The following is a 26,015-nucleotide window of genomic DNA, read 5'->3' on the forward strand; positions in this document are numbered from 1 at the left end:
ATATGAAATTACTAGGCTTATTTACTATTAAAGCGTCAAGTCTTCTCGTATGAAAATAAAAGTATTATGAGTCAAGTTGACGGAAAAATCGATTTGTTTTTCGATCCTGATTTCCGTCTCTATATTCATCAACATATTGTCTGAAGTTCCAAGATTGTAAAAACTTATTTGCGGAGTTATAACCAGAATTGTACAGCCATTCTTTTTCTTCTTTCGTTAACTCAAAATTTGTACTTGTAATTGTCCCTGTAGGAATTGTAATTGTTCTTGCTTTTGATTCTTTATCTAAATGCCGTAAATCATGAGCTTGCATCATTGTTTTAAATAGTCCTTTGAACATGGAAATAGGTTCTTTATAATGGGCAGGATCAGCTTGAATTTCATCTTTTACAAAATGAAATCCAAAAGTCGGCCAGCGAGGAGAGGTAGGGGAGTCGAAAATCCAAATTGGGTAATTACTTAAAATCCCGCCATCAACCATATAACAAGGCTGCTTCCATTTTTGTGTTCTCCATTTTACTGGCTCAAAGAAGAAAGGGATTGTACTACTCATTCTTACTGCCTTAGCGATTGAGAAGCGATAATTTAAAAATCCGTAGCTTGGTAAGTCATCGGGGAAGACAACCATTTTACCGTTGCTTATATCAGAAGCTATAATTTTGAGTTTGTTTAAATCAGGTAAATCTGTAAATAAGTGAACGCCTTTTTTTCGCAGTAATTCTTCAAGCCACTCTTCTATAAATACATTGGAATAAATACCTAGAGTAGACCATGCACTTATTCCTTTACCGATAAACGGGATTCTATCAAGAAAAGTTTTCTTCATAAATTTATTATAATCAATGTCGGTTATTATTGTTTTTAATTCGGAACAAGAATATCCAGCTGCTAAAAGCGCTGCGATAATTGAACCAGCTGATGTTCCAGCTACGCGCTCCCATTCATATCCTTTTTCGGCTAACGCGCAAATTGCCCCCACATGCGCAATTCCGCGTACACCGCCTCCTTCAAAAACACCATCAATTTTCATTGAACATACTTCCTTTCTAAAAAATGAAAATGGAAAAAAAGCACGTATTGTACGTGCTTTTTTACAATAGTTTTTAAGCTTACTAGCAGCCTACAAAGCCGCCCCAACAGCTAGCCCCGATGATGATTAGAAGGATAAATAAAACGATTAATAAAGCGAAACCTCCATAACCACAACCGCCACCACAACTACCGCCGTAACCGTAACCACCGCCGTAACCGCCGCAACTATATCCGTAACCCATGTGGAATTCCTCCTTAAATTAAAAATAAAAATGAACGAGGGGAAAATGTACTGGAAGAAATAAAGAACTATCGTGTTTGTAGGAACAATGTATACTATGCTTTTTTAAACTTGTTCGCGTACGAGGGATAAGCCCGTTTTTTGGAGGGCTTGTTGAATTTACAATGAATGAAGTATAATCTTTGTGCTATGATACAAATAAGTATGTAAATGTAAGGAGAATTTATGGAACAGAAAATTGAAATATTAATTGATAAATATGAACTAACACATTTGAAACAGGAACTTATTAATACTGTATTTCCTTGTGTAAAAGCTGTGCCAAAACAACAGGAAATAATTGCGATAGGCAGTTCGAAAATGGGCGGAGTTCCTGATTTGCCAAATACATTTGAATATCCAACATACAAAGAGAATCCGTTACGTTTTATCGCACAATTTAATTTAAGTGATTTACAAAACGTTGGTATGGATCACAATCTTCCTAAGACAGGGATGCTATATTTCTTTAGTATTGAAAATTACTTTGAAGAAGATGTGGATCCAACCGAAGCTGGACGTGTAATTTATTATGATATCCCTGTAGAGCAATTACGTAGAGCAGATGAAATACAAGCGAAATATAACCAGTGTGCAATTACTTTTGAACTGACGTATAAATTACCGGAGCTTTTCATTGAAGATGAGGCGGATTCAGATCGTTTCTTGCAATTACTTGAAGAGCTAATCCCAGACAACTATGATAATCATCAAATGTTTGGAGAACCATTCTCTGTACAAGATGAGGTATTGTACGAGACTGGACAATATATGGGGATAGATCCACAGCATATGACGCTCTTATTCCAAATTGATTCAGATACTAAAAATTGTAATATGATGTGGGGAGATTTAGGGATGCTTTATTTCTGTATTGGAAATGAAGACTTGAAAAATCGCCATTTTGAAAATACATGCTGTGTGTTGCAAACTTGCTAAAAAAAGGGTTGTTCTTTTTCTAAAAGAACAACCCTTTTAAAAATGTTAAATATGCATAATCTCATATGACCTATTTTGAAAAGTATTGTATACTCTGAAACTATACGATACTTTTTTGTATAGTTATAGAATGTAAGGAGTGACAAGATGGGAAAGACAAGTAAGTATGTGACAGCTGCCGCACTTTGTTCAACTATAGTAATGGGAGGCTTACAGGCGTCAGCTGTATCTTATGCGGCTACGAATCCGACTACAGTGACAACACAATCAGATGCAAAGTTGTTAAATGATTTCAGAAAAGAATTAAAAAAACAGATTGATAATAGAGAAGAAAATATTACAATCACATATAAAACAAAAGATAGAAATGCTAGAAATATTATGGACCAATTGTATGGCGAGTTTAATAAAATTGTAGATGCTGATGAGTATGTAAAATATAATGTAGCGTCTACTAAATATTCTATAAAAGGGATGCCAGGGAATTATACATTTACATTACAAGTGAAGTATCGTGAATCAAAAGAGCAAACACAGTATGTAAAGTCTCAGGCGAAAGCAATTGTAAATTCTATCATTAAACAAGGCATGGATGAACATGAAAAAGTGAAAGCTATTCATGATTATGTTGTGAAAGAAGTATCATATGATACTTCTTATCAAGCATATACAGCGTATGAAGCGTTAGCGAATCGTTCTGCCGTTTGCCAAGGATATACATTGTTAACATATCAATTACTAAAAGAAGCAGGTATTCAAAATCATATTGTAACAGGTACAGGGAATGGACAAGCTCACGCATGGAATTTAGTGAACATTGATAACAAGTGGTACCACCTTGATACTACATTCGATGATCCAGTTCCTGATAAAGCTGGGCGCGTAACATATTCATATTTTAATATGTCTGATGAACAATTAAGCAAAGATCATGAATGGGATCGTAGTGAATATCCAGCGGCAACTACAAGCTACTTCAACGAATTAACAAGCAAAATAAAAGCCGGTAGTTCAAAAACTGCTGTATATGAACAAATGTTAAAAGAAACAAATTTAAAGTATTTATCTGCACAATACGGAGCGGAAAATTACAATGAGTTTAAGAAAAAATTACAGCAACAATTTGCTTCCAAGCCAGAAAAAGTAGAAGTACGATATAAGCAGTCAATGGATGGAACGATGCAAGATATAAAGAAAGTACTAGATGAAATAGCTTGGCCAAAAGGTGCAAAGCGTGTATCTTATCAAGTTGCGCCATATAGTGCAATGGCAGGTTATTCATTAGCGACAATTACATTTACGTATTAATGAAAAAGAGCATCTTTAAAAGGTGCTCTTTTTGTGTTTGATTTATAATATCGTTGACTATTTAGAATTGCGTGATAAAATAATTGAAAATAGAGGATGTGATAGCTGAATGAATTTGTTCGAAAATAATATATTTGCATTGATATATTTTTGTCTAGTAATCGGGCTTATCGTTTTGTTTTTTGTATCATTTACTCTGTTCATTAAAAGATTATTGCAAAAAAACACTATGAAAAAACAACATGTGATTAATATGAATCAGAAGTTAGATCGGATTATTGAATTGCTTGAAAAAGATAAAAAAGAATAATGGAAGATGGATAAAAAGGAGAAGCAGATGGCGAATTATATAAAGGAATTACGTGAAAAAATAGGGCATGATTATGTTATTTTGAATTTTGCGGGAGGTTGTGTATTTAATGAATTTGGTGAAGTGCTTCTGCAAAAAAGAGGAGACTTTAATGCTTGGGGATTTCCAGGCGGTGCAATGGAGATCGGGGAATCTGCGGCAGAAACTGCGATTCGAGAAATAAAAGAAGAAACAGGATATGATGTGGAAATTGATGAGCTCATTGGTGTGTATACGAAATATTTTCAAGCATATCCGAATGGAGATCAGGCACAGGCAATTGTAATATTCTTTAAGTTTTCAATCGTTGGAGGGAATACAAAAATAGACGGTGATGAAACGTTAGATTTGCAGTTTTTCCCTTTAGACAAAATGCCGCCATTGTTTAATAAACAACATGAAGATTGCTTGCAGGATTTATTAGAGAAAAGAGTTGGGGTATATCGTTAACGTATAAAAAAGAAGCTAAATGAGATTAGCTTCTTTTTTATGTTCTATTTCCACCAATCATCAAACATTGACGCTGGTACTTGTCTTTTATGTTCACTCACTTTGTAACGCTTCTCGATCTTTTCAGCAACGTCAGCTGGAACGGATTTACCTTCTAAATAGTCATCTAATTGATCGTAAGTAATGCCTAGCTCTGTTTCATCAGCTTGACCTGGTTTTTCATCTAATAAATCAGCTGTTGGCATTTTTAAGTAAAGTCGCTCGTCTGCACCTAATTCTTGTAATAAATCACGTCCTTGGCGTTTCGTTAATCCCGTTAATGGTAATAAATCTGCACCGCCATCTCCGAATTTTGTGAAGAAACCTGTTACAGCTTCAGCAGCATGATCAGTTCCGATAACGAGTAGCCCTTGTTGTCCGCCGATTGCGTATTGTGTAACCATACGGATACGCGCTTTAACGTTCCCTTTATTGAAATCTGTTAATGATTCGCCTAATAAGTTTTCGTATTGATTTGAGAAAGCATCAACTGTTGAAGCGATATCAAAAGCAACAGACTGATCAGCTTGAATAAATTGTAATGCTAATTGTGCATCATCTTCATCTTTTTGTACTTTGTATGGAAGACGTACGGAGATAAACGTTGCGTTACCACCTTCATTACGAACTTCTTCGACTGCAAGCTGTGCTAAACGTCCTGCCAGTGTAGAGTCTTGTCCGCCGCTAATTCCAAGTACAAATCCTTTTGCACCTGTAGTTTTTAAATAATCTTTTAAGAAATCAATTCGTTTACGAATTTCTACTTTCGGATCAATTACAGGCTGAACATGTAATGCTTTCATAATTTGTTCTTGTAATGTCATTATGTTTTCCTCCTATTCATATTAAAGCGGTAAATAAGTTTATATGTATATTGGTACATACTTCTATCCTTTATTATTTCGCAAAACTAACGAATATACAATAGGATGCGTGTATGAATGTAGTCATTATAATGAAACTGTTTTATATAAGCAATTGTTTAAAACCTTTCAATAATGTAAGGTTTTTGTCATTTGAATCGATGGAAGGTATTTCCGAACTTTACTAATATAAAAGTATAGTTAGTAGAAGGGCGGAGAAGTAGTATGAACATTAGAGAACTCGCATTTCGAAATGTAACGCGAAATAGACGAACATACTCAGCTTATTTTTTGAGTAGTGCATTTGCAATTATGGCCTTTTTTGTGTATTCATTTTTTGCGTTTCATCCGGCATTAAGTGCTGGAGAATTAGGACAGTACGTATTCGTAAGTATGTCTTTTGCGCAGTCTATTATTTACTTATTTACATTCTTCTTTATTTTATATTCAATGGGAATGTTTTTAAAAACGAGAAAGCGTGAACTAGGAATTTTAATGATGTTAGGTATGACGAAATATCAATTAAAGCGTCTTATCTTCTTTGAAAATATAATGATTGGAATAGGGGCAATAATTTTTGGGATTCTTTCAGGTATGTTGTTTTCAGGAATATTAATATTTGTAGCTCCGATGATATTAAAACTAGATATCTCTTTATCCTATTACATACCGATGAAAGCGATTGTTGTAACGAGTATTATGTTTTTCGTATTATTTATGATCATTTCATTGTTTAGTGCAGGAATGGTTCGTAAAAATAAAATTATGAAATTGTTTAGAGGATCAGCAGAGGCGAAGCCAGAACCGAAGGCATCTATAATTTCTTCTATATTAGCAGTAGTATTGCTTAGTGCTGGTTATGCAGGAGCTCTTATGTCACATGGTGCAATGGTATTTATAATGATGATTCCTGTTACAACGGTAGTCATTATTGGTACGTATTTGCTGTATAAGCAGTTGAGCGTCTTTATTATTCGATTATGTAAAAAAAGCAAACGTTTCTATTGGACACAGACAAATATTATTACTTTGTCAGATTTAGCATACCGTATGAGAGATAATGCAAGGATGTTCTTTATTGTAACAATTATTTCAACAGTAGCATTTTCAGCAATAGGTACATTAGTTGGGTTTGCTTCGATGACGAAAGAAATTATGGACAGACCAATTGCGTTTCACTATCAGTCTAAGCAAGGTAATAGCAATGAGTCACAGCATCTAAAAATCATTGACGAAGGATTAAAGAAACATAATATAGCAGCTTCAAAAATAAATATTTTATCGAAGAAAACGGAGGAGCAGTCGTTAAGAAGCGCCATTTTTATAAAAGAATCAGATTATAAAGAATATGCAAAGTTAACAGGAGAACCATTTAATACTGTATCAAATAAAGAGGCTTTATTTTTGTCAGTCGAAATACCCGGACCACCGATGAAAGAAAGAAAAGAAATTACTTTACCAAATATGAATGAACCTTTAAATGTGAAAAAAGTTAATACTTCTTCATTAAGTAAAATACTAAGAGGTAATGTGTATGTAATCTCTAAAAATCAATATGATTCATTACAAGATGGATTTAAAGAAGAAAAAGATTATATGTATAAAACACAATCCGCGAAAGATGAAATTGAGGTTGGTAAAGAGCTTACGAATCAGATTAAGCCTTATGAAGAACATTCAACGTTTAGTGCAGAAGAGTACGATCAAAATCAAAGTCTACAAATCGCAGGACCCATTTTATTTGTAGGTTTCTTTATTGGTATTGTATTTTTCGTTTGTGCAGGAAGCTTCCTTTACTTCCGTTTATTTTCAGATTTGGAGGACGATACTCGTTTATTTGAAATGATTCGAAAAGTTGGATTGACGAGAGGGGAATTATCGAAAGTAGTCACAATCCGCTTAGCGCTTTTATTCTTCGTTCCAGTTGGAGTTGCAACATTACACGGGGCAGTAGCATTAACTGCGTTAGGACAAATGTTTGAGTACTCACTGTTTAAAGAAAATACAATTGTATTAAGTATTTTCGTAGGTATTCAAGTTGTATACTTCTTAATTATACGATCGCGTTATTTAAAACAATTGAAAGAAAGATTGAATATTCGTTAAATGTGTTTTTTTAACTTTTGTACTATATTTTCTAAAAAGAGTAAGGCATTACCAAATATATAGTGATAAAATGAAAATAGCGAGGTGAAAAAAATAATAGAGAGTAAGGGGGGAGTAACATGAAAGCAACAGGAATTATTCGAAAAGTAGATGAATTGGGACGGATAGTTATTCCTAAAGAATTACGGGATGTATTAGGAATACAAATCAAATCACCACTTGAAATTTTTGTAGAAGAAGACAAAGTCATTTTACAAAAATATCAACCATACAATGCTTGTCAAATAACAGGTGATGTTTCAGATCAAAATATTTCATTAGCAAATGGAAACATTACTGTTAGTATAGAAGGCGCAAAACATGTAATAAAAGAAATTGAGCAGTTTTTGAACAAGAGTAAGATTTAGTCTTAATTTATCCCGCTATTTGTGGGCAGTAAAACTCCCACCTCAAAACTCGGCTGAAGCAAAGAAGTTAGGTGGGAGATCAACTGCCCGTAAACGCCCGATTGGTGGGGGATGAACCCCCCCCACTGATTATAGTTTCACTTTATATTATTCTTTTGAAAAACTGAAAAAGAAAAGGACCATAATGGGTCCTTTTCTTTTGTTTATTGAGAAACATTTGAGAGGAAGGGAAATGGAACGAATAAAACGAATGTTAAATCTAAACGCATTCAATAGTGGTCTGAAATGAAAATAATATATTTTCAGGAGGGATTACGATGAATAGTAGTACAGCGAATAAACAAAAAGGCATTAAATTAATTCCGTTTACTGTAAATAAAGTGGTTGAACAAGTAAATGAAATTCCACCAGGTGTACAATTGATTCATGCTCCGCAAGTATGGGAAAAGAGCGCGAAAGGAAAAGACATTGTCGTTGCTGTTTTAGATACAGGTTGTGATGTAAATCATGTAGATTTAAAAGATCGTATTATTGGTGGGAGAAATTTCACAAAAGATTATGAAGGAAATCCCAATATTTATCTTGATAATAATGGGCATGGTACTCATGTAGCGGGGACAATTGTAGCGACTGAAAATGGAGTGGGTGTACTAGGAGTCGCACCACTTTCTAAAATGTTAGTTTTAAAAGTATTAGCTGGAGATGGTTCTGGAAGTTACGAGCAAATTATTGAGGCCATTCATTATGCTGTAAATTGGAGAGGACCGAATAAAGAGAAAGTGAGAATTATTTCAATGTCACTTGGTGGTCCGCAAGATGTACCAGAGTTACATGAAGCTATTCAAAATGCGGTAAAACAAGACGTACTTGTCGTGTGCGCTGCAGGAAATGATGGAGATTGTAACGATGATACTGAAGAATTAGATTTTCCAGGTGCTTATTCTGAAGTAATTGAAGTAGGTGCTGTTAATTTAGAGCGGAAAATTTCATGCTTTAGTAATTCAAATCAAGAAATTGATTTAGTAGCGCCGGGTGATGAAATACTGTCTACGTATCCAGAGGGGAAATATGCGGTATTAAGTGGTACTTCAATGGCGACGCCACATGTCGCTGGGGCGCTAGCACTTCTCATAAAGCAGTGTGAGAGAGAGTATGGTAGAAAATTATCAGAGCCGGAAATATATGCGCAACTTATAAAAAGGACTGTACCTTTAGGGTATGAACGTACATCTGAAGGGAATGGATTAATAGATTTATTAAAAGAATAGTAATTACTAAAAAACATCTCATATTCATATGAGATGTTTTTAGTACGGTTCTGTTGCATGTATTACGACGTCTAATAAACCGGGGAATCTAGCATTTAAGTCATCTTCACGAATTGAAATGAAACGTTGCGTTCCCTCAAGTCGTGTAAACATAACACCAGATTCACGTAAAACTTTGAAATGGTGAGATAAAGTTGATTTCGCAATTGGAATGTTTAACGCACCACAAGATTGTTCATTTTTCTCTAGTAGCATAGTTACAATTTGTAAACGAATTTGATCGCTAAGTGCATATAAGACAGAAGAGAATTGAATTTCTTCTCGATTTGGATGATAGAGAGTACGCATTTTTTCACCTGCTTGTATAAGTTAATATATTTGCACTATAACATATAAAGTGGTATATTTCTATTGTTCGAATATAATCGAACAATAGAAATATAGGGGGATAAAAAATGAAGTATACAAAATTGCAAAAGGCAGGACTAAATATTTCGAAGTTGGGGTTAGGAACAAACGCTGTTGGGGGACATAATTTATATGCTGATGTGAATGAGGAAGAAGGAAAAAGATTAATAGAAGAAGCAATTCAGCAAGGGATTACATTTTTTGATACAGCAGATTCATACGGTTTCGGTAGATCAGAGGAATTGGTAGGAGAAGTATTAAAAGGAAAACGCCACGAGTTTGTACTTGCTACAAAAGGTGGAATTCAGCCGTTATTAAATGGAGAGGTTCATATTAATAATGAACGAAGCTATTTAAGAAATGCTGTGGAAAATAGCTTAAGAAGATTACAAACTGATTATATTGATTTATATTATTTACATTTTACAAATCCTGAAACAAGTTACATAGATTCAATTGGAGAGCTTACTCGCCTAAAAGAAGAAGGGAAAATTCGTTCAATTGGAATATCTAACGTAAATGTAGAGCAACTAAAAGAAGCGAATCAGCACGGACATATAGATGTTGTACAATCACCATATAATATGTTGGATCGTGCTGCTGGGGAAGAACTTTTGCCATATTGTATAGAATCAGGTATTTCATTTATTCCGTACGGGCCTCTTGCCTTTGGGATACTAGGCGGGAAATATACAGAAGATTTTAAATTAAACGAAGGCGATTGGCGTCAAAGTGTAAATCTATTTGAAGAAAATACATATAAAAATAACTTTAAAAAAGTTGACATGTTAAAAGATTTAGCTAAAGAAATGAATCTTGAAGTATCACATTTAGCTTTAGCGTGGCTATTAAATAAAAAAGGAATTGATACTGTTATTCCTGGTGGGAAACGAGCGGAGCAAATAAGAGAAAGTGTAAGAGCAGTGGATGTTTCATTGAATGAAAAAGTTATGAAAGAGATTGAATCTATTTTAGAAGATTAGTTGAAAAGAGGGATAGGGCCCTCTTTTTATATAAAAGGAGAAGGTTTAAATGAAAAGAGTGCTAGCTGTATTCTTTACGATAATGTTTATGATTGGTACAGATACTTTCTTAATTTCACCACTTTTGCCGACATTACAACAAGTGTATCATGTATCAACTGAATTATCAGGATGGATGGTGAGTTCATATGCTTTAGGATACGCTGGATTTGCGCTTATCGCTGGTCCTATATCAGATGGCTTAAACAGAAAAAAAGTGATGGTATTAGGAATGAGTTTTTTTGCATTAAGTACATTTTTGTGTGGAATGGCACCGAGTTTTTTATGGATGCTAATATTTAGATTTTTAGCAGGTGTAAGTGCAGCTTTTGTATCTCCACAAGTATGGGCATCTATTCCGCTCCTTATAGAGAAGAAGAAAATTGTAAAAGCAATTGGAATTGCAACAGCAGGGTTATCAATCTCCCAAATTTTAGGCCTGCCAATTGGAGCATATTTAGCAACGATACATTATACAACACCATTCTTCGTCATTGGTATATTATCAGCACTACTTGTCGTTCTTATTTATGTAGTATTACCAGAAATACAACCGGTTCATATAGGTGGAAGTAAAACAAACATCTTAAAGCGCTATAAACAATTACTTACAGATTCAAAGGTTTCACTTTCTTATTTTGCATATTTTGTTTTTCAAACTGGTAATTTTGCTGCATTTTCATTTTTTGGTGTATGGCTTTCCATTCAATTTGGCTTACAAGTCCATGAAATAGGAACAGCTATGCTCGTATTAGGGTTAGGAAATTTAACAGGGAATATTTTTGGCCCAAGAATCGTAAATAAAATTGGTTATAACCTTTCTTTCTATGGTGGAATTGTATTTACAGCTGTGCTATATGTATTACTTCCTCATGTAAAGAACATTATATTTGTGGAGTTATTATTCTTTGTTTTATTTTTTGTGACAGGAATTTTGTTTGTATTGATGATGGGGCGCTTACAAAATATGTCTAGTATAGCAAGAGGAACAGGAGCCGCTCTTGCTAATGCTTCTATGTATATTGGCCAAATGATTGGAGCGGCAATAGCAGGAATGTTATTTGCAGCATCTCACAATTTTATACTTGTAGGTAGTTTTACTGCGTTACTATATATAGGAGCTTTATTTTTGTTTAGAAAAAGTGAAAAGCTTAGTGAAGATAGTGAAACAGGAATTGCATCATAAAGCCTTTAAAAATAAATCGGAGAAATCCAAAAAAATAAAAAATCCCTAAAGAGATAGGGATTTATATATCGGCATATAGTTCCTTGGAAAAGGATATACTTAGTTTAACATATAGGAATACTTATATTTGTGAAATAGATGTGAAAGTAATGTGAAAAATACCGTAATAAAAAGCACTGTTTTAGCTAAAACAGTGCTTTTCTCTTTGATTGAACAGTTGCTGCATTTTCATCATGTATGCCTGCATCTTTAATAATTCGTTGTTTTGCTTTATTTAGTAGATGGTTTACTTCTTCGCCAAAATAGTTAGCTTCGCTTTTTGTGCGGGCTTCTCGTAAACATTTATAGTTTTCTAGCAGTTCCTCTTTTTCGGTGTTTGTTAAGAAATCTTCTATTTTCTTTTTTGTCATACGAAACACCCTTTCTTCTGACAAACGACGCAATAGAAAATATTTATTTTTTATTATAACAATAATTTTTAGAGAAAGTATAGACTAACGTCGTAATAGTTTGTCAATTTCTTGGATTTTCTCATCAGCTTTCCCAATTTGCGTATTTTTAGCCTGTTCACCACCAAGAGCTTGGTGAAGTAAAAACGTTTGACCGGAAATAGCGGTCACAATGGAGACTTTTATAATTTCTTTTATTAAGGTGACATCGAATAAAACGAGTCCAAGAAGTGCGGCGAGGCTACCTGTAAAAATATCAGTTAAAAATCCAAAATGAAAAAAAGTTTTTAAACGGCGTGGAAGCAATAACTTGCCTTGGTTATTGATCAGATGGGAAACGAAGCCAGTAATGCCACCAACGAGAACAGCGGTTAGCCATTGATACATTTCCATCGAATCCACTCCTTTTAGTGAATAAGATTCGATAATTTGATATTGATTCCTTTTAATATTTCATATAAGCATATTGAGAAAGTTTGTTTAGGTTTATTCCGTATTCAATTTAATTATAACAGAAAAATCTGATATATTTCAGTCTATTGTATGAAGCGGTTATTCGTTAATATGAATGTAGAAAGGGGTGCGTGATATGAATATAGATTATCGAATAAGAAGTGTAGATGGTTATACAAAAAATATAGGGGAATTAGTAAGCATGCTGGAACATACGAGGGCTGTAACATTACAGGAAATAAACGATCTATCAGTTGAGCAATTAGATTTAATTATGCCGAGTGGAGGGAATTCCATCGGAGCGTTACTAAAGCATATAGCGGCTATAGAAAAAGCCCATCAGCTTATTTCATTTCAAAATCGTGACTTTACAAAAGAAGAATTAGAAATATGGGAAGATGCACTGTATTTAGGGGAAGCAGGGAAATCTATTCGTGGCTATGACATACTGTATTATGTACAACTTTTGCAAAAATTGAGAGAAGAAACACTAAAGTGTTTGAGTGAACAGGATGACGAATGGCTAATGTCAGAAAGAAAGTGGCCTAATGGCGTAGCGTATAATCAGCGCTACCTTTGGTTTCATGTGCTAGAAGATGAAATTAGTCATCGCGGACAAATTAAAATGCTAAAAAATAAGTTATTTGAAAATTACGTTAAATAAGGTAGCTTTTTAATGGGATATTCCATATAATGAGAGTAATTAAAATTAGAACGGGGTGATGTATTATGGCGAAATTAACTTATATGAATAATAAACCAAATACAAAGGTGGACGGAAAGGGCGATACTCTATAAGTGAGCGCACAATCCTTCCACTAAGTTCAAACTAGGGAGGATATCAATTTGGATCAAAATATTTTAGAATCTTTCGGATGGGATTCTTTTTTTGAAGAACAAGCTGTAGAGAACTATGAAGTAGGGCGTATTTTACTTGAGCATAAGCATATATATCGGATTATTTGTAATGATGGTGAATATGTAGCGGAACTGTCTGGGAAGTTTCGTCATGAAGCGCTAACGAAGGGAGATTATCCGGCAGTTGGGGATTGGGTGTATATAAAGAAAATAGAAAATGAGAAAAAGGCAATTATTCACCGTATTTTTCCGAGAAGAAGTTCTTTTTCAAGACAAGAAGCTGGTAACAGAACTGAAGAACAAATTATCGCAACAAATGTAGATTATCTATTTTTAGTGAATGCACTTAACCATGATTTCAACGTAAGAAGGATGGAACGTTATTTGCTGGTGGCTTATGAGAGCGGTGCAATGCCTGTTATTGTTTTAACGAAGAGTAGTTTATGTGAAGATGTGGAACAGAAAATTGCAGAAACTGAAGCGGTAGCAATCGGTGTTCCTATATTTGTTGTTGATAGCTTAGTGTACGTCGGAATAGAATCATTGCAACAATTTGTCTCACCAGGAAAAACAGTTGCTTTAGTTGGATCTTCAGGTGCAGGAAAATCTACTTTGTTAAATGCATTAATAGGAACAGATGTAGCAAAAACCGGAGATATACGTGAAGAAGATAGTAAAGGAAGACATACGACAACTCACCGTGAATTGTTCCAATTACCGAGTGGCGGTTTAGTAATTGATACTCCTGGTATGAGGGAACTTCAGCTTTGGGAAGGAAGCGCGGCAATTCAAACTACATTTTCTGATATTGAAGATCTTGCAAATACTTGCCGCTTTCGAGATTGTAAACATGAGAATGAACCAGGATGCGCAGTGCATAAAGCAATTGATAACGGGCTAATGACGATAAATCGTTTGCAAAGCTATAAAAAGTTGCAAAGAGAATTGGCGTATTTTATGAGAAAACAAGATGCTATTCTCGCAAGAGCTGAGCGTGATAAGTGGAAGAAGATTTCTAAACAACATAAAAAAATGTAAAAAACCAAAGGACTATTCCTTTGGTTTTTTGTATTTGTAAATTTTATAATAATATTATTCATATATATAGACAAAGGGGGAATATTTGTTTAACCTTTACAAGGTGTTTATCAAAAACGAATTGTAAAAATAGAGGATAGGGAATGGGATATATTCATAATTGGTTATTTATCTTTAAAACTTAATATTTAAATGTAGGAGGTTTATAATGAGTAAACTGTTAAGGTGGTTTCGAGATATAAAAGTAGCAAAAAAGCTATTAATTTCATTTTTGATAATTTTAATTGCAGCTGTCTCTATTATTGGAGGAATGTCTTATCAAACGGCTAAAAAGAATTTTGAATCACAAATTACGAGTAGTGCTCACGATAATATAAAAATATTAGATAATTTAATCAATCAAATGATTGAGGCGAAATTTAACGAAGTAAATAACTTTGCACGAGTGATTCATAGTGATATGTATCAAGGAGATAATCAAGATGAATTAAGAAAGGTATTATCTCAATATATTAATTTGAATAAAGATATTGAACAAGTATATGTTGCCGGCAATGATAAGAAGTTTGTGCAAGAACCAAATATACAAATGGCAGCAGATTATGATCCAACAACTCGTTCTTGGTATAAAGATGCAGTGAGTAAACAAGGTGGAATCGTGGTCACTGAACCGTATAAGGCGAAAGGAAATGGACATATTGTCGTAACGATTGCGAAACAAACAGAAGATAAAAATGGTGTTGTTGCGGTAGATTTAAGTTTAGAGAATTTATTGAAAACAACAAAGTTAATCAATATTGGTAAAAAAGGATATACTTTCATTTTAGATGGAAAACAAAAAATAATTGCGCATCCTCAAGAAAAACCAGGAGATAAAGCAGCTGATTCTTGGGCAAAGAGAATTTACGAAGATAATCAAGGCACTTTTTCATACACGTATGATGGTAGTGAAAAGAAAATGGTATTTGCTACAAACTTAAAAACAGGTTGGAAAATCGGTGGAACGATGTACTCAAATGAAGTAATTGAAGCTGCTCAGCCTGTATTTTATAATATGTTAATTGTTATGCTTATTTCATTAGTTGTAGGAGGGGCACTTATTTATTTCGTAACTCTTTCTATTACAAAACCTTTAAAGAGATTAGTTGCCACTTCTAAAGAAATAAGTGAAGGAGATTTAACGCAAACAATTGAAATTAATTCAAACGATGAAATCGGTCAATTTGCAAAAGGTTTTAATGAAATGACAGATTCACTAAGAACGTTAATTGGAAGAATTAATACTTCAGCAGGGCATGTTGCAGCTGCATCTGAAGAGTTAACAGCAAGTGTGAGACAAGCGAGTGAAGCGACTGAACAAATTACATCAGCAATGGATGAAATATCAAGTGGTGCAACGACGCAAACAGCAAGCGTAGAAAATGGTGCTATGTTACTGTTTGATGTAACAGAAGGGATTCAGCATGTAGCAAATAGCTCATCATCTATTAATACTGCTTCTGCTCACACTCGCGAAAAAGCAGAAGATGGTGGAAAGCTAGTTGGAAAAACAGTAAATCAAATGCAATCTATTGCGGAATCTGTTTCACAGTCAGATGCTGTTATTCAGTTGTTGAATAACAAATCAAAGCAAATTGGTGATATTTTAGAAGTTATTCAAAATATTGCAGATCAGACAAATCTTCTAGCTTTAAATGCAGCAATTGAGGCTGCAAGAGCTGGTGAGCATGGAAGAGGCTTTGCAATTGTTGCTGATGAAGTACGAAAATTAGCAGAACAATCTAGTGTATCATCAAGTGAAATTAGTAAATTAATTTGTGAAATACAAGATGATATGAGTAAGACAGTAAAATCTATGAATAATGTAAATGAAGAAGTGCAATCTGGACTTGTTATTGCAAATGAAACAAAACAAAATTTTACTGAAATTTTACAATCTACAAATGAAATTGCTGACCAAATTAAAACGATGGTTGAAACAGCTAATGGGATGTCAAAAGGTGCAAATGAAGTATCTATTTCGGTTGGTCAAATTGCTATGACGGCACAAAATAATGCGACGAGTACACAAAGTGTTGCAGCGTCAGCTGAGGAGCAGTTAGCTTCTATGGAAGAAATTGGTTCTGCAGCTGGTACACTATCTCAAATGGCTGAAGAGTTACAAGTATTAATTGAAAGATTTAAAGTATAAAAAGGGGAGGCTGTCTCAAAATAGCATTAGTGCTATTAGAGACAGTCTTTTAGCTGATAAACGGATTAGAGGTTCAATGTATTTAATGTTTGTCGAAAAATAGAGGGATTTGTTAAGCGGGTGTATAATTAATATAATATAGACTACGTTTAAAGGAGATCAGTATGGGAGTGTATTGGGGAACGAAAAGACATTCTTGGCTTAGCTATGTCTCGTTTTGGTTAAGCATTTTATTCTTTGTTGCTTTTTTAATTGAAGTGTTTCTATTTAAAACACTTTCAAATAGCTCATTACAAATCGTTAAATACCTTTATTTTATATTTGTTCCATTAAATATCATTCTTAGTTTAAGGTTATTATTTAAGAAGAATGAAAAGAAAATATTACCGATTTTTAGTTTAATTGTATCACTATTATTTGCAAGTTTAATTATAGTGTTAGCATTAGTAGCTACAGGAAAAGTCTTATGAGGAGAGTGATATAAATTACTCTTCTTTTTTGTGGTTTTTTAAGAGTTATAAGTAGTGTGTAGGAAATAAGGAAAGTGATAAGTTATCAGTAAGAGGACGTACTAGTGAATAGAGAGTGAACTGAAAATACTATATGTTTTGTATGTGTATATAAAGCAAATGAATGCAGTAAGATTCGTGATATATGGTACAATAAACATGGATAGTGATAGAGATAAAGGGTATATAAAATACTCATCGTTTTTTAGTAAGAGAGGGGTTATCTTATGCTATACGAGGATTTGATGACATTATTCCAAGCTGCTCCGATAGAATTGGATAGAGGCGGCTGGAAATATATAATCCAGGAACAAAATGATAATTATGAAATTGTTGATGAAATGTTAAAAAAGCAAATGAATGTTGAATTGTATTTTAATGAGTATGATGAGGTGAAAATCACTTTATATAAAGATGGAAGCCCTATTACTACTATGCAAAGAATTGCTATTTCAAAAGTTGAGTTGGATGAAGAGGAAGACGGCATTCAATTCGTATTGGAACGCATGCCAAGTCGAATGATTCGTTTGCAATTAAAGCCATATCTTGCAGTAGAAATGGGGCCGTACTGGGAAGTATGTGAAGACTGTGAATGAAGATGAAAAACATCCGTATACACGGATGTTTTTTTATGTTTTTTGAAGTTGTTTAAAGGCAATAATCGGTAGTAAAATGATGCTCACCCAACCGATAATAGGGTATAGAATATGAAGTAATTCACTATATCCAATGAAACTAAAGCAATAACTAATTAGTAATATGAAGTAAATAATGCTATTACTTTTCCATCCGGTAATGGATTGCATTTGTTTTGTCATTCCGAATATATTCCCAACTAATGTTGTGAATACTTCACCAAAAATGATAAGAACAAAGAAAAAATGGAAAGTTGCATTAAACCTTCTTACAACTTCAGCCATTGGGATGTTATATTGATAAAATTGTTCAACTGATAATATTGCTAAATGGCTACATAATAAAATAAAGCAAAGCCCCGCGCCGCCTAAAATACCACCCCATAAAATAGCTTTTCGATCTTTTACTTCACTGGCCAATGGGACGAGAACACTTTGGGCGAGAGAAAGATTTAATGCAACATATGTAATAGGGCTAGTAATCCATTTCATATTCCAACTTTCTGTAGGAACGGTGTCAATAATAGGAGTTGTACCATGAATAAAGGTTGTAATAGCAAGTCCGATAATAAAAATCATCATAATAGGTACGACAAGTGTATTCACTTCAAAAACACCTTGTAATCCCCGGCTCCCAATAATGAGGCAGGCGATGACTGTGATGAAAATACCAAGTTGTCTCGGGAGACGAAGTTGTTCTTCAAATACTGCCCCGGCTCCTGATAACATAACGCTAGTTACGCCAAATAATACGAGTAATAATAAAGTATTTACGACATTTCCAAATACATCCCCAAATAAATATTTATTAAATTCTTGCGCTGAAAATGCCCCGATTTGTGATGAAAGTAACATCATTTTTGTACCGAGCCAAATAAAAAAAAATCCACTTATACATATGCCAATGGTTCCGTACAATCCGTTAACTGTAAAAAATTCAACAATTTCTCGCCCAGTAGCAAATCCAGCTCCAACGACCGTTCCGATATAAGTAGCAGCGACTTTCTTTGCTACTTGCCATTGTTGATTGTCCATGTTATCCCTCTTTCTTCTATGATGAGCTTGACTTACTATTATGCATATGTGTGAGCTTGGACAATTAGACATATGAAGTAGTTGAAAGGATACATGAATTATATGATATTAGGGAAATATTAAGGTTGTTAAAACTTTGTTACATATAAGCTGTTCATTCAAAAGAATAGGGAATGTATGGTAAAATGAAGTTAGGTCATTAAAAGATAATAACATGATAAGAGGAGTGGATTGTATGAGTACGAAAACGAATGTTGTTGAAGTATTAAACAAGCAGGTAGCAAACTGGAATGTATTATATGTCAAACTGCATAATTATCATTGGTATGTGACAGGACCGCACTTCTTTACATTACATGAGAAATTTGAAGAGTTTTATAATGAAGCAGGAACATACATTGATGAGTTAGCAGAGCGTATTTTAGCGTTAGAAGGAAAACCGTTAGCGACAATGAAAGAGTATTTAGCAACTTCAACTGTAATCGAAGGGACAAGCAAAGAGACTGCAGAAGAAATGGTGCAAATTTTAGTAAACGATTTTTCTGCACTTATTCAAGAATTAAAAGAAGGTATGGAAGTAGCTGATGAAGCTGATGATGAAACATCGGCTGATATGCTATTAGCAATTCATACGACATTAGAACAACATGTATGGATGTTAAGTGCATTCTTAAAATAAACATAAATGGATTAAAGAAAAACTCTATTGAAAAATTCTTTCAATAGAGTTTTTTGTAATTTTTCAGTTTTCTTTTATGCTATAATATAGTAAAAAGGAGGCGATACAATGTTTCGCTTTTTCAGAACTGGAAAAGAAGATAGGGAAATTACGAAAGATGAATTAGAACAAGCGATGGCGAAGTTTCTAGAAACGAATGCTAATATCGTTTATACAGTTTTAGTAAATGATGATTACACAGTAAATTATGATTTGTTAAAGCCCTATTTACCTGCATTTCCAACAAATTTTTTTCTGATAACGAAGGAAACGCTTGAAGTATTTGAACATACAGAAGAAAATTTAAACCTAGTTAAAGAAATTGATATCGTACAAAAGGCCGTAGATCAATATGTAACAGAAAAAGAAATGTTCCCAATTGTTGAAGATAGCGAAGATCGCCTCATATGCGGAGTGAAGCTAGGACCATATTTAAATCGTATATTAAAAAGAAACTTATATATTTCAGAAAAGCATTATTTAGTTTCAAGTAAACCAGATAAGAAAAAAAAGAATAGTGGGCAGATGTTATGAGAACAACAATAATATTATTGTTGTCTTTTTTTTATTAAAATATTGATTTTTCAGTTTATTTAACTTTATACTACAACTAGTGGATAGGAAGGAGTGGTGTATTATGCGTATACATACATTAACTATTAAATATCATTCTGAGAATCAGGTATTGTTAAGTTGAATTGTAGAATTTAACTATTTATACCGTGACCCTAGAATGATAGGAAGATTGGAGAAGCAATTATTATAAAAGGTTACGGGGGAATTCCTATATGGAAAATAATATGACTTATATTAAGTTATTAAATGAAACGTTACATTGTTATGCGAATAAAGGAAGTTTTGAAGCGTATTCTTACATAATGAATAATGCTAAAGATGTAATGGGTAATGAAGCACAAATATATAATTTTAAATATGCATTAGCAAGTGCAGCAGGACTTGAAGAAGAAGCGTTGCATTTAATGAAGAAAGCAATTATAGAAAATGGATTTTGGTACGGAAGTGAGTATTTAATTTCCGATGATGATTTAAAACCACTACATAAATTTGAAGAGTTTCATAGAATGGTTCAATTATGTAAAGAAAGAGAAGAATTAGCAAAGAAATCGGAACAAGCAGACGTGAAATATAAATACAGCAAACAAACTGAAAATCTACTAATAACACTGCATGGGGATCAAGAAAATATACAAATAATAGAACCATATTGGAACTCTGTAATGGAACAAGGTTTTATGCTAGTATTGCCTCAATCTTCCCAAATTCAATTTTCAGATGGATATGTGTGGGATAATATCGAAAGAGGAAGAGAAGAGTTAAAAGGACATTACAATAAGATTAAAGTGAATAAAACATTTGGGAATATTATTATTGGTGGCTTTTCTGCTGGGGCAAGAGTAGCGTTACATTCCATGTTACAAGGTGAAATAGAAGTGAACGGTTTTATTTTTGTGGCACCGTGGCTCCCGGAAATGGAAGAATGGGAAGAAATAATTGGAATATTGCATGATAAAAGCATAAAAGGATATATAATATGTGGGGATCAAGATGAAGATTGTTTTGAAGGTACACAGCAATTTGTAACGTTATTAAAGGATAAAAATATAGAACATAAGTATAAAGTTGTGCCTAACTTAAATCATGATTATCCTCATAATTTTGATGAGTTATTAAAAGAAGCTATTGAATATATAGGAAGCAAAAACAATTGATTGATAGTAAGAAAAGGAGATGCATCATATGTGATGCATCTCCTTTTCGTTATTATAAATTAAAAGCATCTGCCAATAGGCGATAAGAGTTTAATTTATGTTCAAATTGATGAGTAATCGTGACAATCATAAATTCGTCAGTATTATACGCTTTGCTTAAGTTTAATATTTTTTCTTTCACAGAAGACGGATCACCGACAATCATACGTTGACGATTTTCTTTTATGCGGAATAGATCATAAGCACTATACGAATAATTTTGAGCAGTTTCAATAGAAGGAGTACCAGTAGTCCGTTTTCCTTGTTCTAATAGTAAAATCGATAAATCAAGGCTTGATGCAATCTTCTCCGCTTCTTCATTTGTTTCTCCGCAAATAACAAAAATAGATACGATTGATTTTGGTTTATCACCTAAATAGGAAGGTTGGAATTGTTCTTGGTAAGCCTTCATTACTTCAGGGCCACCGTATCCGTTAATGAACTGTGCAAATGCAAAAGAAGCGCCTTGCTTTGCGGCAATCATTGCACTTTCTCCGCTAGAACCGAGCATCCACATTTCAGGAGATGTTGGGATAACTGGAGTAGCCTTTAAGTTTGCATAATGATGGTTTTCTGGTACTTGATCATGTAAGTACATAGCAACATCTGCAATTTGTTCTGGATATTGATCAAGTGAGACCATTTTACCTTCTTGAAGTGCGCGAGTTGCTATCGGCATACCACCAGGCGCTCTCCCGACACCAAGGTCGATGCGGCCCTTATAAAGTGCTTCTAAAACGCGGAAATTCTCGGCAACTTTATATGGACTATAATGTGGCAGCATAACACCACCAGAACCAACTCTAATACGGTCAGTTTTCGCGGCAATATGTGAAATGAGTATTTCTGGACTTGAACCAGCTAAGCTAACTGAATTATGGTGCTCGGATACCCAAAAACGTGTGAATCCGAGTTTCTCAACTTCTTGTGCAAGCGTAACTGTATGTGAAATAGCTTGGGCTGCTGTGCTACCATCTGAAATAGGTGATTGGTCTAATACACTTAATTTGATCATAGAATATACCTCTCAATCTTAATGTACATCCTATTATATATTTACTTACGAAAAATGCGTAATGAAATGCTCAAAAGGAAAAGTGAATAATTTTTTATCCGCTTTTAATGAGAAAACCCTCGTTCATAATGATTCATTTCGACTAAGTTTAATATATATTCGTAGTTATCAATTTCTAAATGTATTTGCTTGCGTTCTTCTTCAGTTAGTTTAACGCTAGTGAGTTTTTTACATAGCTGCTGTTTCTTTAATTCTAAATGTTTTTTTGTAGCCTGATAATCGTAAGTACGTTTCATGTGTCTCCACCCTTTCCATACAGTTACTATCTGTATGTTTATAATATGAAGCATGTGGAAGGGGGAGAGCTCCACCTTATGTATTTTTAGTGAGTTTTCAAATTGTGGTGGTGTATGTTTAAGTGAATTTATGAATAAAATGCACTAAACCACTAATTTGTATTTCATGAAGTAAGGGGTGGGATTGTGCAGAAAGATATAATGTATAACACTGAGATGGATGAAACATTAAAAGTTATAAATAAGGGATTAAAGAAGACGACACGTCCGAAACAAATCATTGTAGTAGGGGCTGGTATGGCTGGATTAGTTTCGGCATCTTTATTAAAGGCTGCGGGACATGAAGTGAAGATTTTTGAAGCAAACAACCGGGTAGGTGGCCGTATAGAGACAGTTAGAATGGAAGATACCGGATTATATTTAGATGTTGGGGCAATGAGAATTCCGTATTCGCATACATTAACGATGGCATATATAAGAAAGTTTGGGCTACAGGTGAGCCCTTTTATTAATAGGAATGAGACAGATATTATCTACGTAAATGGTCGGAAAACGACATTAAAACAATACGAAAAAGATCCAAGTATTTTAAGATATCCTGTGGAAATGAATGAAGTTGGGAAAACGTCTGAGGAACTATTAATGTTAGCGGTACAGCCCATTATAAATTTTATAAAAAAGAACCCAGAGAAAAATTGGGATATTGTAGTAAAGGATTTTGGGAGATATTCTACAGGTCAATTTTTAAAATATCATCCTTATCAATATAATACGTATTTTTCGCCAGTAACGATTGAGATGATAGGTGTTCTATTAGATTTAGAAGGTTTTTTAGAAAGGTCATTTGTTGAGACGTTACGTTTTTTATATATTATGCAAGAGGAGAGCGGATTTTGCGAAATAATAGGTGGGAATGATAGATTACCAAAGTCTTTTTTACCACAATTAGAAGAAAATATTATATATAATCAAAAATTAATGAAGCTTCATCAACAAGCCAATAGTGTAACAGCCTATTACCGGAACGAGGAAACTTTTGAATATAGTAGTATTACAGGGGATTTAGTTATTGTTACAATTCCTTTTTCAACAATGCGATTTGTAGAAGTAGATCCATTTGATTCGATATCTCATGCGAAGTGGAAAACAATTCGCGAATTGCATTATATGCCGGCTACAAAAATAGGAATTCAATTTAAAAGTCGTTTTTGGGAGGAACAAGGGCAATTAGGTGGGAGAATTATAACAGATCTTCCTATACGTTATGCGTATTATCCAAGTCATGGAATCGGTTCAAAAGGACCAGCCATTATGCTAGGGAGTTATACATGGTCATACGATGCATTACTATGGGATGGTTTATCAAAAGGGGATCGTATCTATTACACATTACAAAATTTAGCAACAATATTAGGTGGTCAAGTATATGATGAGTTCATGTCTGGAATATCAAAGAGTTGGACATTAGATCCATATGCGCTTGGAGGGTTTGCACTATTTCAAGCTGGTCAAGAATCTGAATTACAGCCAGTCATTGTAAAACCTGAGGGGAGAATATACTTTGCCGGAGATCATACAACGCTGTATCACGGATGGATTCAAGGTGCGATTGAATCCGGAGTGCGTGTGGCGATGGAAGTGAATGATCAAAAAGTTTAAAATTCAGAAATTTCTTTACTGTATAACTTGAGATGGATATTATTATATATAAAAGAATTATAGGGAGTGTTTACAGTGAATCCGTTATTATTCGATTTTCCTTCTGAATTTTATACTGACAGGCTTTTTATTCGAATGCCAAAACCAGGTGATGGTAAAGTTGTATATGACGCAATTCAAGCTTCAATACAAGAATTAAAACCTTGGATGGTCTTTGCACAAAAAGAGCAAACAGAGGAAGAAATAGAAGAGAGTATTAGAAAATCGCATATTCAATTTTTGCAGCGTGAGGATTTGAGATTACTAGTTTTTTCGAACGAAACAGGTGAATTTATTGCATCTGCCGGATTACATCGTATTAATTGGGATATACCTCAATTTGAAATCGGGTATTGGATTGATTCAAGGTTTAGTGGAAAGGGCTATATGGTAGAGGCTGCAAAAGGTATAACAGATTATGCTTTCACTGAATTGAAAGCAAACCGCGTAGAAATTCGTTGTGATTCTCTAAATAAGAAGAGTAGAGCGATACCTGAGAAATTAGGATTTAAATTAGAGGGTACTTTAGAAAGCGCGAGTGTTGCGGTGGATGGAAATGGATTAAGGGATATGTGTGTATTTGCAATGACGAGAAATACATATGAAAAAGAAGAGCTGTAAAGAAACAGCTCTTCTTTTTGTTTATTATGGTACAGGATGTCCATTAGAGCTTTCGAAAAGTGTAAACCATTGTTGGCGGTCTAAATTAACTTTTGTTGCCATTGCAGCCGTTTTTACTCGATCTAATTTACCAGAGCCAACGATTGGCATCATGTTAGCTGGATGAGCGAGTAACCATGCATACATAACAGTATCGATGCTAGTAACACCTAGTTCAGTAGCAACTTTTTGTAAAGTTTCACGTACACGTACGGCGCGTTCTGATTGACCAGTAAATATTTCACCACCAGCAAGAGGTGACCAAATCATTGGATTAATTCGTTTTTCTTGGCATAAATCAATCGTACCTTTTTCAAAATGCTCAAGCTGCATCGCAGAAACTTCAATTTGATTTGTAATGAGCGGGAAATCTAAATACGAACTTAACATATTAAATTGTGAAGGTAAAAAGTTAGATACACCGAAGTGGCGAACTTTGCCTTCTTGCTTTAAGCGTGAGAACGCTTCTGCCACTTCAGTTGGATCCATAAATGGATCTGGGCGATGGATGAGCAATACATCAATATAATCTGTATGTAAGTTTTGTAATGAATCTTCCGCGCTTTTTATTATATGTTCAGCACTCGTATTGTAGTGAGCAACATATCGCTCTGGAAATTTAGGTGATGGGGGAGCGATTCCACATTTAGTGATGATTTGCATATTTTCGCGTAAGGAAGGCTTTAATTGTAACGCTTCTCCAAACAATCCTTCACACGTATACCCACCATAAATATCAGCGTGATCGAAAGTAGTAATCCCCAAATCCATACAGTCTTCAATAAAAGAAAGTAACTCTTGCTTTGTCATATTCCATTCTGCTAAACGCCAGAACCCTTGAATAATACGAGAAAATTCTAGTGTTTCGGCCATTTGAACTCGTTCCATTATAAGTACCCCCTTGATGAATGATAATATTTTTGAAAAGGCTTTCTTGCTACATATTATTATATAGTTACCCGGTTGTACATACAATAAATATGTTTTGCTACAAAAACGTTTTTCTCTATATGCTATAATGTAGAAACATATAG

The 26,015-nt window shown here is 34.1% G+C and carries 29 protein-coding genes; 19 read left to right on the forward strand and 10 right to left on the reverse strand.

Annotated elements, in window-relative coordinates:
* Positions 1-64: 64 nt before the first annotated feature.
* Together AC1DKZ_RS12960 and AC1DKZ_RS12965 are read right to left on the reverse strand one after the other, a co-directional pair.
* The gene (locus AC1DKZ_RS12960) at positions 65-1,030 is read right to left on the reverse strand and encodes a patatin-like phospholipase family protein (RefSeq protein ID WP_476996393.1); all 966 of its coding nucleotides are present in this window, start codon (positions 1,028-1,030) and stop codon (positions 65-67) included.
* An 82-nt stretch (positions 1,031-1,112) separates the two neighbouring features.
* Positions 1,113-1,274: a YjcZ family sporulation protein gene (locus AC1DKZ_RS12965; RefSeq protein WP_002012392.1), complete on the reverse strand. Its 162-nt coding sequence runs from the start codon at positions 1,272-1,274 to the stop codon at positions 1,113-1,115.
* 224 nt (positions 1,275-1,498) lie between these two features.
* Between AC1DKZ_RS12965 and AC1DKZ_RS12970 the strand changes: the two genes are divergently transcribed.
* From AC1DKZ_RS12970 to AC1DKZ_RS12985, 4 genes are all read left to right on the forward strand, one after another.
* Positions 1,499-2,251, forward strand: a complete 753-nt coding sequence (locus tag AC1DKZ_RS12970; protein WP_476996394.1) for a YwqG family protein — start codon at positions 1,499-1,501, stop codon at positions 2,249-2,251.
* Positions 2,252-2,398: 147 nt separating this feature from the next.
* Positions 2,399-3,559: a transglutaminase domain-containing protein gene (locus AC1DKZ_RS12975; protein WP_002064944.1), complete on the forward strand. Its 1,161-nt coding sequence runs from the start codon at positions 2,399-2,401 to the stop codon at positions 3,557-3,559.
* Between the two features lie 109 nt (positions 3,560-3,668).
* Positions 3,669-3,869: a DUF4083 domain-containing protein gene (locus AC1DKZ_RS12980; RefSeq protein WP_002064945.1), complete on the forward strand. Its 201-nt coding sequence runs from the start codon at positions 3,669-3,671 to the stop codon at positions 3,867-3,869.
* A gap of 27 nt (positions 3,870-3,896) precedes the next feature.
* Positions 3,897-4,358: an NUDIX hydrolase gene (locus tag AC1DKZ_RS12985; RefSeq protein ID WP_002130989.1), complete on the forward strand. Its 462-nt coding sequence runs from the start codon at positions 3,897-3,899 to the stop codon at positions 4,356-4,358.
* Positions 4,359-4,402: 44 nt separating this feature from the next.
* On the opposite strand, the gene nadE is transcribed toward AC1DKZ_RS12985, so the two are convergent.
* Entirely contained in the window at positions 4,403-5,221 is an 819-nt protein-coding gene (nadE, locus tag AC1DKZ_RS12990) for an ammonia-dependent NAD(+) synthetase (RefSeq protein ID WP_002064947.1), read from the reverse strand.
* Positions 5,222-5,485: 264 nt separating this feature from the next.
* Here nadE and AC1DKZ_RS12995 point away from each other — a divergent pair, with 264 nt between their 5' ends.
* The 3 genes from AC1DKZ_RS12995 to AC1DKZ_RS13005 all read left to right on the forward strand — a co-directional run bounded on the left by AC1DKZ_RS12995 (position 5,486) and on the right by AC1DKZ_RS13005 (position 9,041).
* Positions 5,486-7,366, forward strand: coding sequence for an FtsX-like permease family protein (locus AC1DKZ_RS12995; protein ID WP_476996395.1), 1,881 nt, complete (start codon positions 5,486-5,488; stop codon positions 7,364-7,366).
* Positions 7,367-7,485: 119 nt separating this feature from the next.
* On the forward strand, positions 7,486-7,773 hold the full coding sequence (locus tag AC1DKZ_RS13000) for an AbrB/MazE/SpoVT family DNA-binding domain-containing protein (protein ID WP_002012401.1): 288 nt from the start codon (positions 7,486-7,488) through the stop codon (positions 7,771-7,773).
* Positions 7,774-8,090: 317 nt separating this feature from the next.
* Positions 8,091-9,041, forward strand: a complete 951-nt coding sequence (locus AC1DKZ_RS13005) for a serine protease (protein ID WP_476996396.1) — start codon at positions 8,091-8,093, stop codon at positions 9,039-9,041.
* A 39-nt stretch (positions 9,042-9,080) separates the two neighbouring features.
* Here AC1DKZ_RS13005 and AC1DKZ_RS13010 read toward each other — a convergent pair whose 3' ends face one another.
* Positions 9,081-9,389 (reverse strand): ArsR/SmtB family transcription factor, encoded by a 309-nt coding sequence (locus AC1DKZ_RS13010; protein ID WP_016102179.1) that lies wholly within the window; start codon positions 9,387-9,389, stop codon positions 9,081-9,083.
* A 107-nt stretch (positions 9,390-9,496) separates the two neighbouring features.
* Between AC1DKZ_RS13010 and AC1DKZ_RS13015 the strand changes: the two genes are divergently transcribed.
* Both AC1DKZ_RS13015 and AC1DKZ_RS13020 read left to right on the forward strand, forming a co-directional pair.
* Positions 9,497-10,432: an aldo/keto reductase gene (locus AC1DKZ_RS13015; RefSeq protein WP_088039243.1), complete on the forward strand. Its 936-nt coding sequence runs from the start codon at positions 9,497-9,499 to the stop codon at positions 10,430-10,432.
* Positions 10,433-10,481: 49 nt separating this feature from the next.
* Positions 10,482-11,657 carry an MFS transporter gene (locus AC1DKZ_RS13020; protein WP_044444236.1) on the forward strand — a complete coding sequence of 392 codons (1,176 nt, stop codon included), beginning with the start codon at positions 10,482-10,484 and terminating at the stop codon, positions 11,655-11,657.
* A gap of 185 nt (positions 11,658-11,842) precedes the next feature.
* Here AC1DKZ_RS13020 and AC1DKZ_RS13025 read toward each other — a convergent pair whose 3' ends face one another.
* Both AC1DKZ_RS13025 and AC1DKZ_RS13030 read right to left on the reverse strand, forming a co-directional pair.
* Complete coding sequence (locus AC1DKZ_RS13025) at positions 11,843-12,067, reverse strand: hypothetical protein (protein ID WP_000162608.1); 225 nt, start codon at positions 12,065-12,067, stop codon at positions 11,843-11,845.
* Positions 12,068-12,151: 84 nt separating this feature from the next.
* Positions 12,152-12,499, reverse strand: coding sequence for a DUF4257 domain-containing protein (locus AC1DKZ_RS13030; protein WP_000426320.1), 348 nt, complete (start codon positions 12,497-12,499; stop codon positions 12,152-12,154).
* Between the two features lie 196 nt (positions 12,500-12,695).
* Here AC1DKZ_RS13030 and AC1DKZ_RS13035 point away from each other — a divergent pair, with 196 nt between their 5' ends.
* From AC1DKZ_RS13035 to AC1DKZ_RS13055, 5 genes are all read left to right on the forward strand, one after another.
* Positions 12,696-13,223 (forward strand): DinB family protein, encoded by a 528-nt coding sequence (locus AC1DKZ_RS13035; protein WP_242308648.1) that lies wholly within the window; start codon positions 12,696-12,698, stop codon positions 13,221-13,223.
* A gap of 182 nt (positions 13,224-13,405) precedes the next feature.
* Entirely contained in the window at positions 13,406-14,455 is a 1,050-nt protein-coding gene (rsgA, locus tag AC1DKZ_RS13040; protein WP_044444234.1) for a ribosome small subunit-dependent GTPase A, read from the forward strand.
* Between the two features lie 208 nt (positions 14,456-14,663).
* Complete coding sequence (locus tag AC1DKZ_RS13045) at positions 14,664-16,646, forward strand: methyl-accepting chemotaxis protein (RefSeq protein ID WP_476996397.1); 1,983 nt, start codon at positions 14,664-14,666, stop codon at positions 16,644-16,646.
* Between the two features lie 164 nt (positions 16,647-16,810).
* Positions 16,811-17,116, forward strand: a complete 306-nt coding sequence (locus AC1DKZ_RS13050; protein WP_476996398.1) for a hypothetical protein — start codon at positions 16,811-16,813, stop codon at positions 17,114-17,116.
* A 266-nt stretch (positions 17,117-17,382) separates the two neighbouring features.
* The gene (locus AC1DKZ_RS13055) at positions 17,383-17,751 is read left to right on the forward strand and encodes a DUF3979 family protein (protein WP_002086098.1); all 369 of its coding nucleotides are present in this window, start codon (positions 17,383-17,385) and stop codon (positions 17,749-17,751) included.
* 33 nt (positions 17,752-17,784) lie between these two features.
* On the opposite strand, the gene AC1DKZ_RS13060 is transcribed toward AC1DKZ_RS13055, so the two are convergent.
* Complete coding sequence (locus AC1DKZ_RS13060) at positions 17,785-18,825, reverse strand: YkvI family membrane protein (RefSeq protein WP_476996399.1); 1,041 nt, start codon at positions 18,823-18,825, stop codon at positions 17,785-17,787.
* A 235-nt stretch (positions 18,826-19,060) separates the two neighbouring features.
* On the opposite strand from AC1DKZ_RS13060, the gene AC1DKZ_RS13065 reads away from it, so the two are divergent.
* From AC1DKZ_RS13065 to AC1DKZ_RS13075, 3 genes are all read left to right on the forward strand, one after another.
* Entirely contained in the window at positions 19,061-19,504 is a 444-nt protein-coding gene (locus AC1DKZ_RS13065) for a Dps family protein (protein WP_476996400.1), read from the forward strand.
* Positions 19,505-19,612: 108 nt separating this feature from the next.
* A complete protein-coding gene (locus tag AC1DKZ_RS13070) occupies positions 19,613-20,077 on the forward strand; it encodes a DUF3939 domain-containing protein (protein ID WP_000488199.1) in 465 nt (154 codons plus the stop codon).
* Between the two features lie 254 nt (positions 20,078-20,331).
* Positions 20,332-21,273 (forward strand): alpha/beta hydrolase, encoded by a 942-nt coding sequence (locus AC1DKZ_RS13075; protein WP_476996401.1) that lies wholly within the window; start codon positions 20,332-20,334, stop codon positions 21,271-21,273.
* Positions 21,274-21,325: 52 nt separating this feature from the next.
* Here the strand turns inward: AC1DKZ_RS13075 and AC1DKZ_RS13080 are convergent, their stop codons facing one another.
* Positions 21,326-22,327 (reverse strand): LLM class flavin-dependent oxidoreductase, encoded by a 1,002-nt coding sequence (locus AC1DKZ_RS13080; RefSeq protein WP_002012419.1) that lies wholly within the window; start codon positions 22,325-22,327, stop codon positions 21,326-21,328.
* Positions 22,328-22,431: 104 nt separating this feature from the next.
* On the reverse strand, positions 22,432-22,623 hold the full coding sequence (locus AC1DKZ_RS13085) for a DUF3896 family protein (RefSeq protein ID WP_002012420.1): 192 nt from the start codon (positions 22,621-22,623) through the stop codon (positions 22,432-22,434).
* A 186-nt stretch (positions 22,624-22,809) separates the two neighbouring features.
* Between AC1DKZ_RS13085 and AC1DKZ_RS13090 the strand changes: the two genes are divergently transcribed.
* Both AC1DKZ_RS13090 and AC1DKZ_RS13095 read left to right on the forward strand, forming a co-directional pair.
* Complete coding sequence (locus AC1DKZ_RS13090) at positions 22,810-24,282, forward strand: flavin monoamine oxidase family protein (protein ID WP_431182074.1); 1,473 nt, start codon at positions 22,810-22,812, stop codon at positions 24,280-24,282.
* Positions 24,283-24,357: 75 nt separating this feature from the next.
* Positions 24,358-24,942: a GNAT family N-acetyltransferase gene (locus AC1DKZ_RS13095; RefSeq protein WP_002126982.1), complete on the forward strand. Its 585-nt coding sequence runs from the start codon at positions 24,358-24,360 to the stop codon at positions 24,940-24,942.
* Positions 24,943-24,966: 24 nt separating this feature from the next.
* On the opposite strand, the gene AC1DKZ_RS13100 is transcribed toward AC1DKZ_RS13095, so the two are convergent.
* Positions 24,967-25,869: an aldo/keto reductase gene (locus tag AC1DKZ_RS13100; RefSeq protein ID WP_476996402.1), complete on the reverse strand. Its 903-nt coding sequence runs from the start codon at positions 25,867-25,869 to the stop codon at positions 24,967-24,969.
* Positions 25,870-26,015: the final 146 nt, after the last annotated feature.

Source organism: Bacillus sp. 05T21, assembly GCF_056396785.1.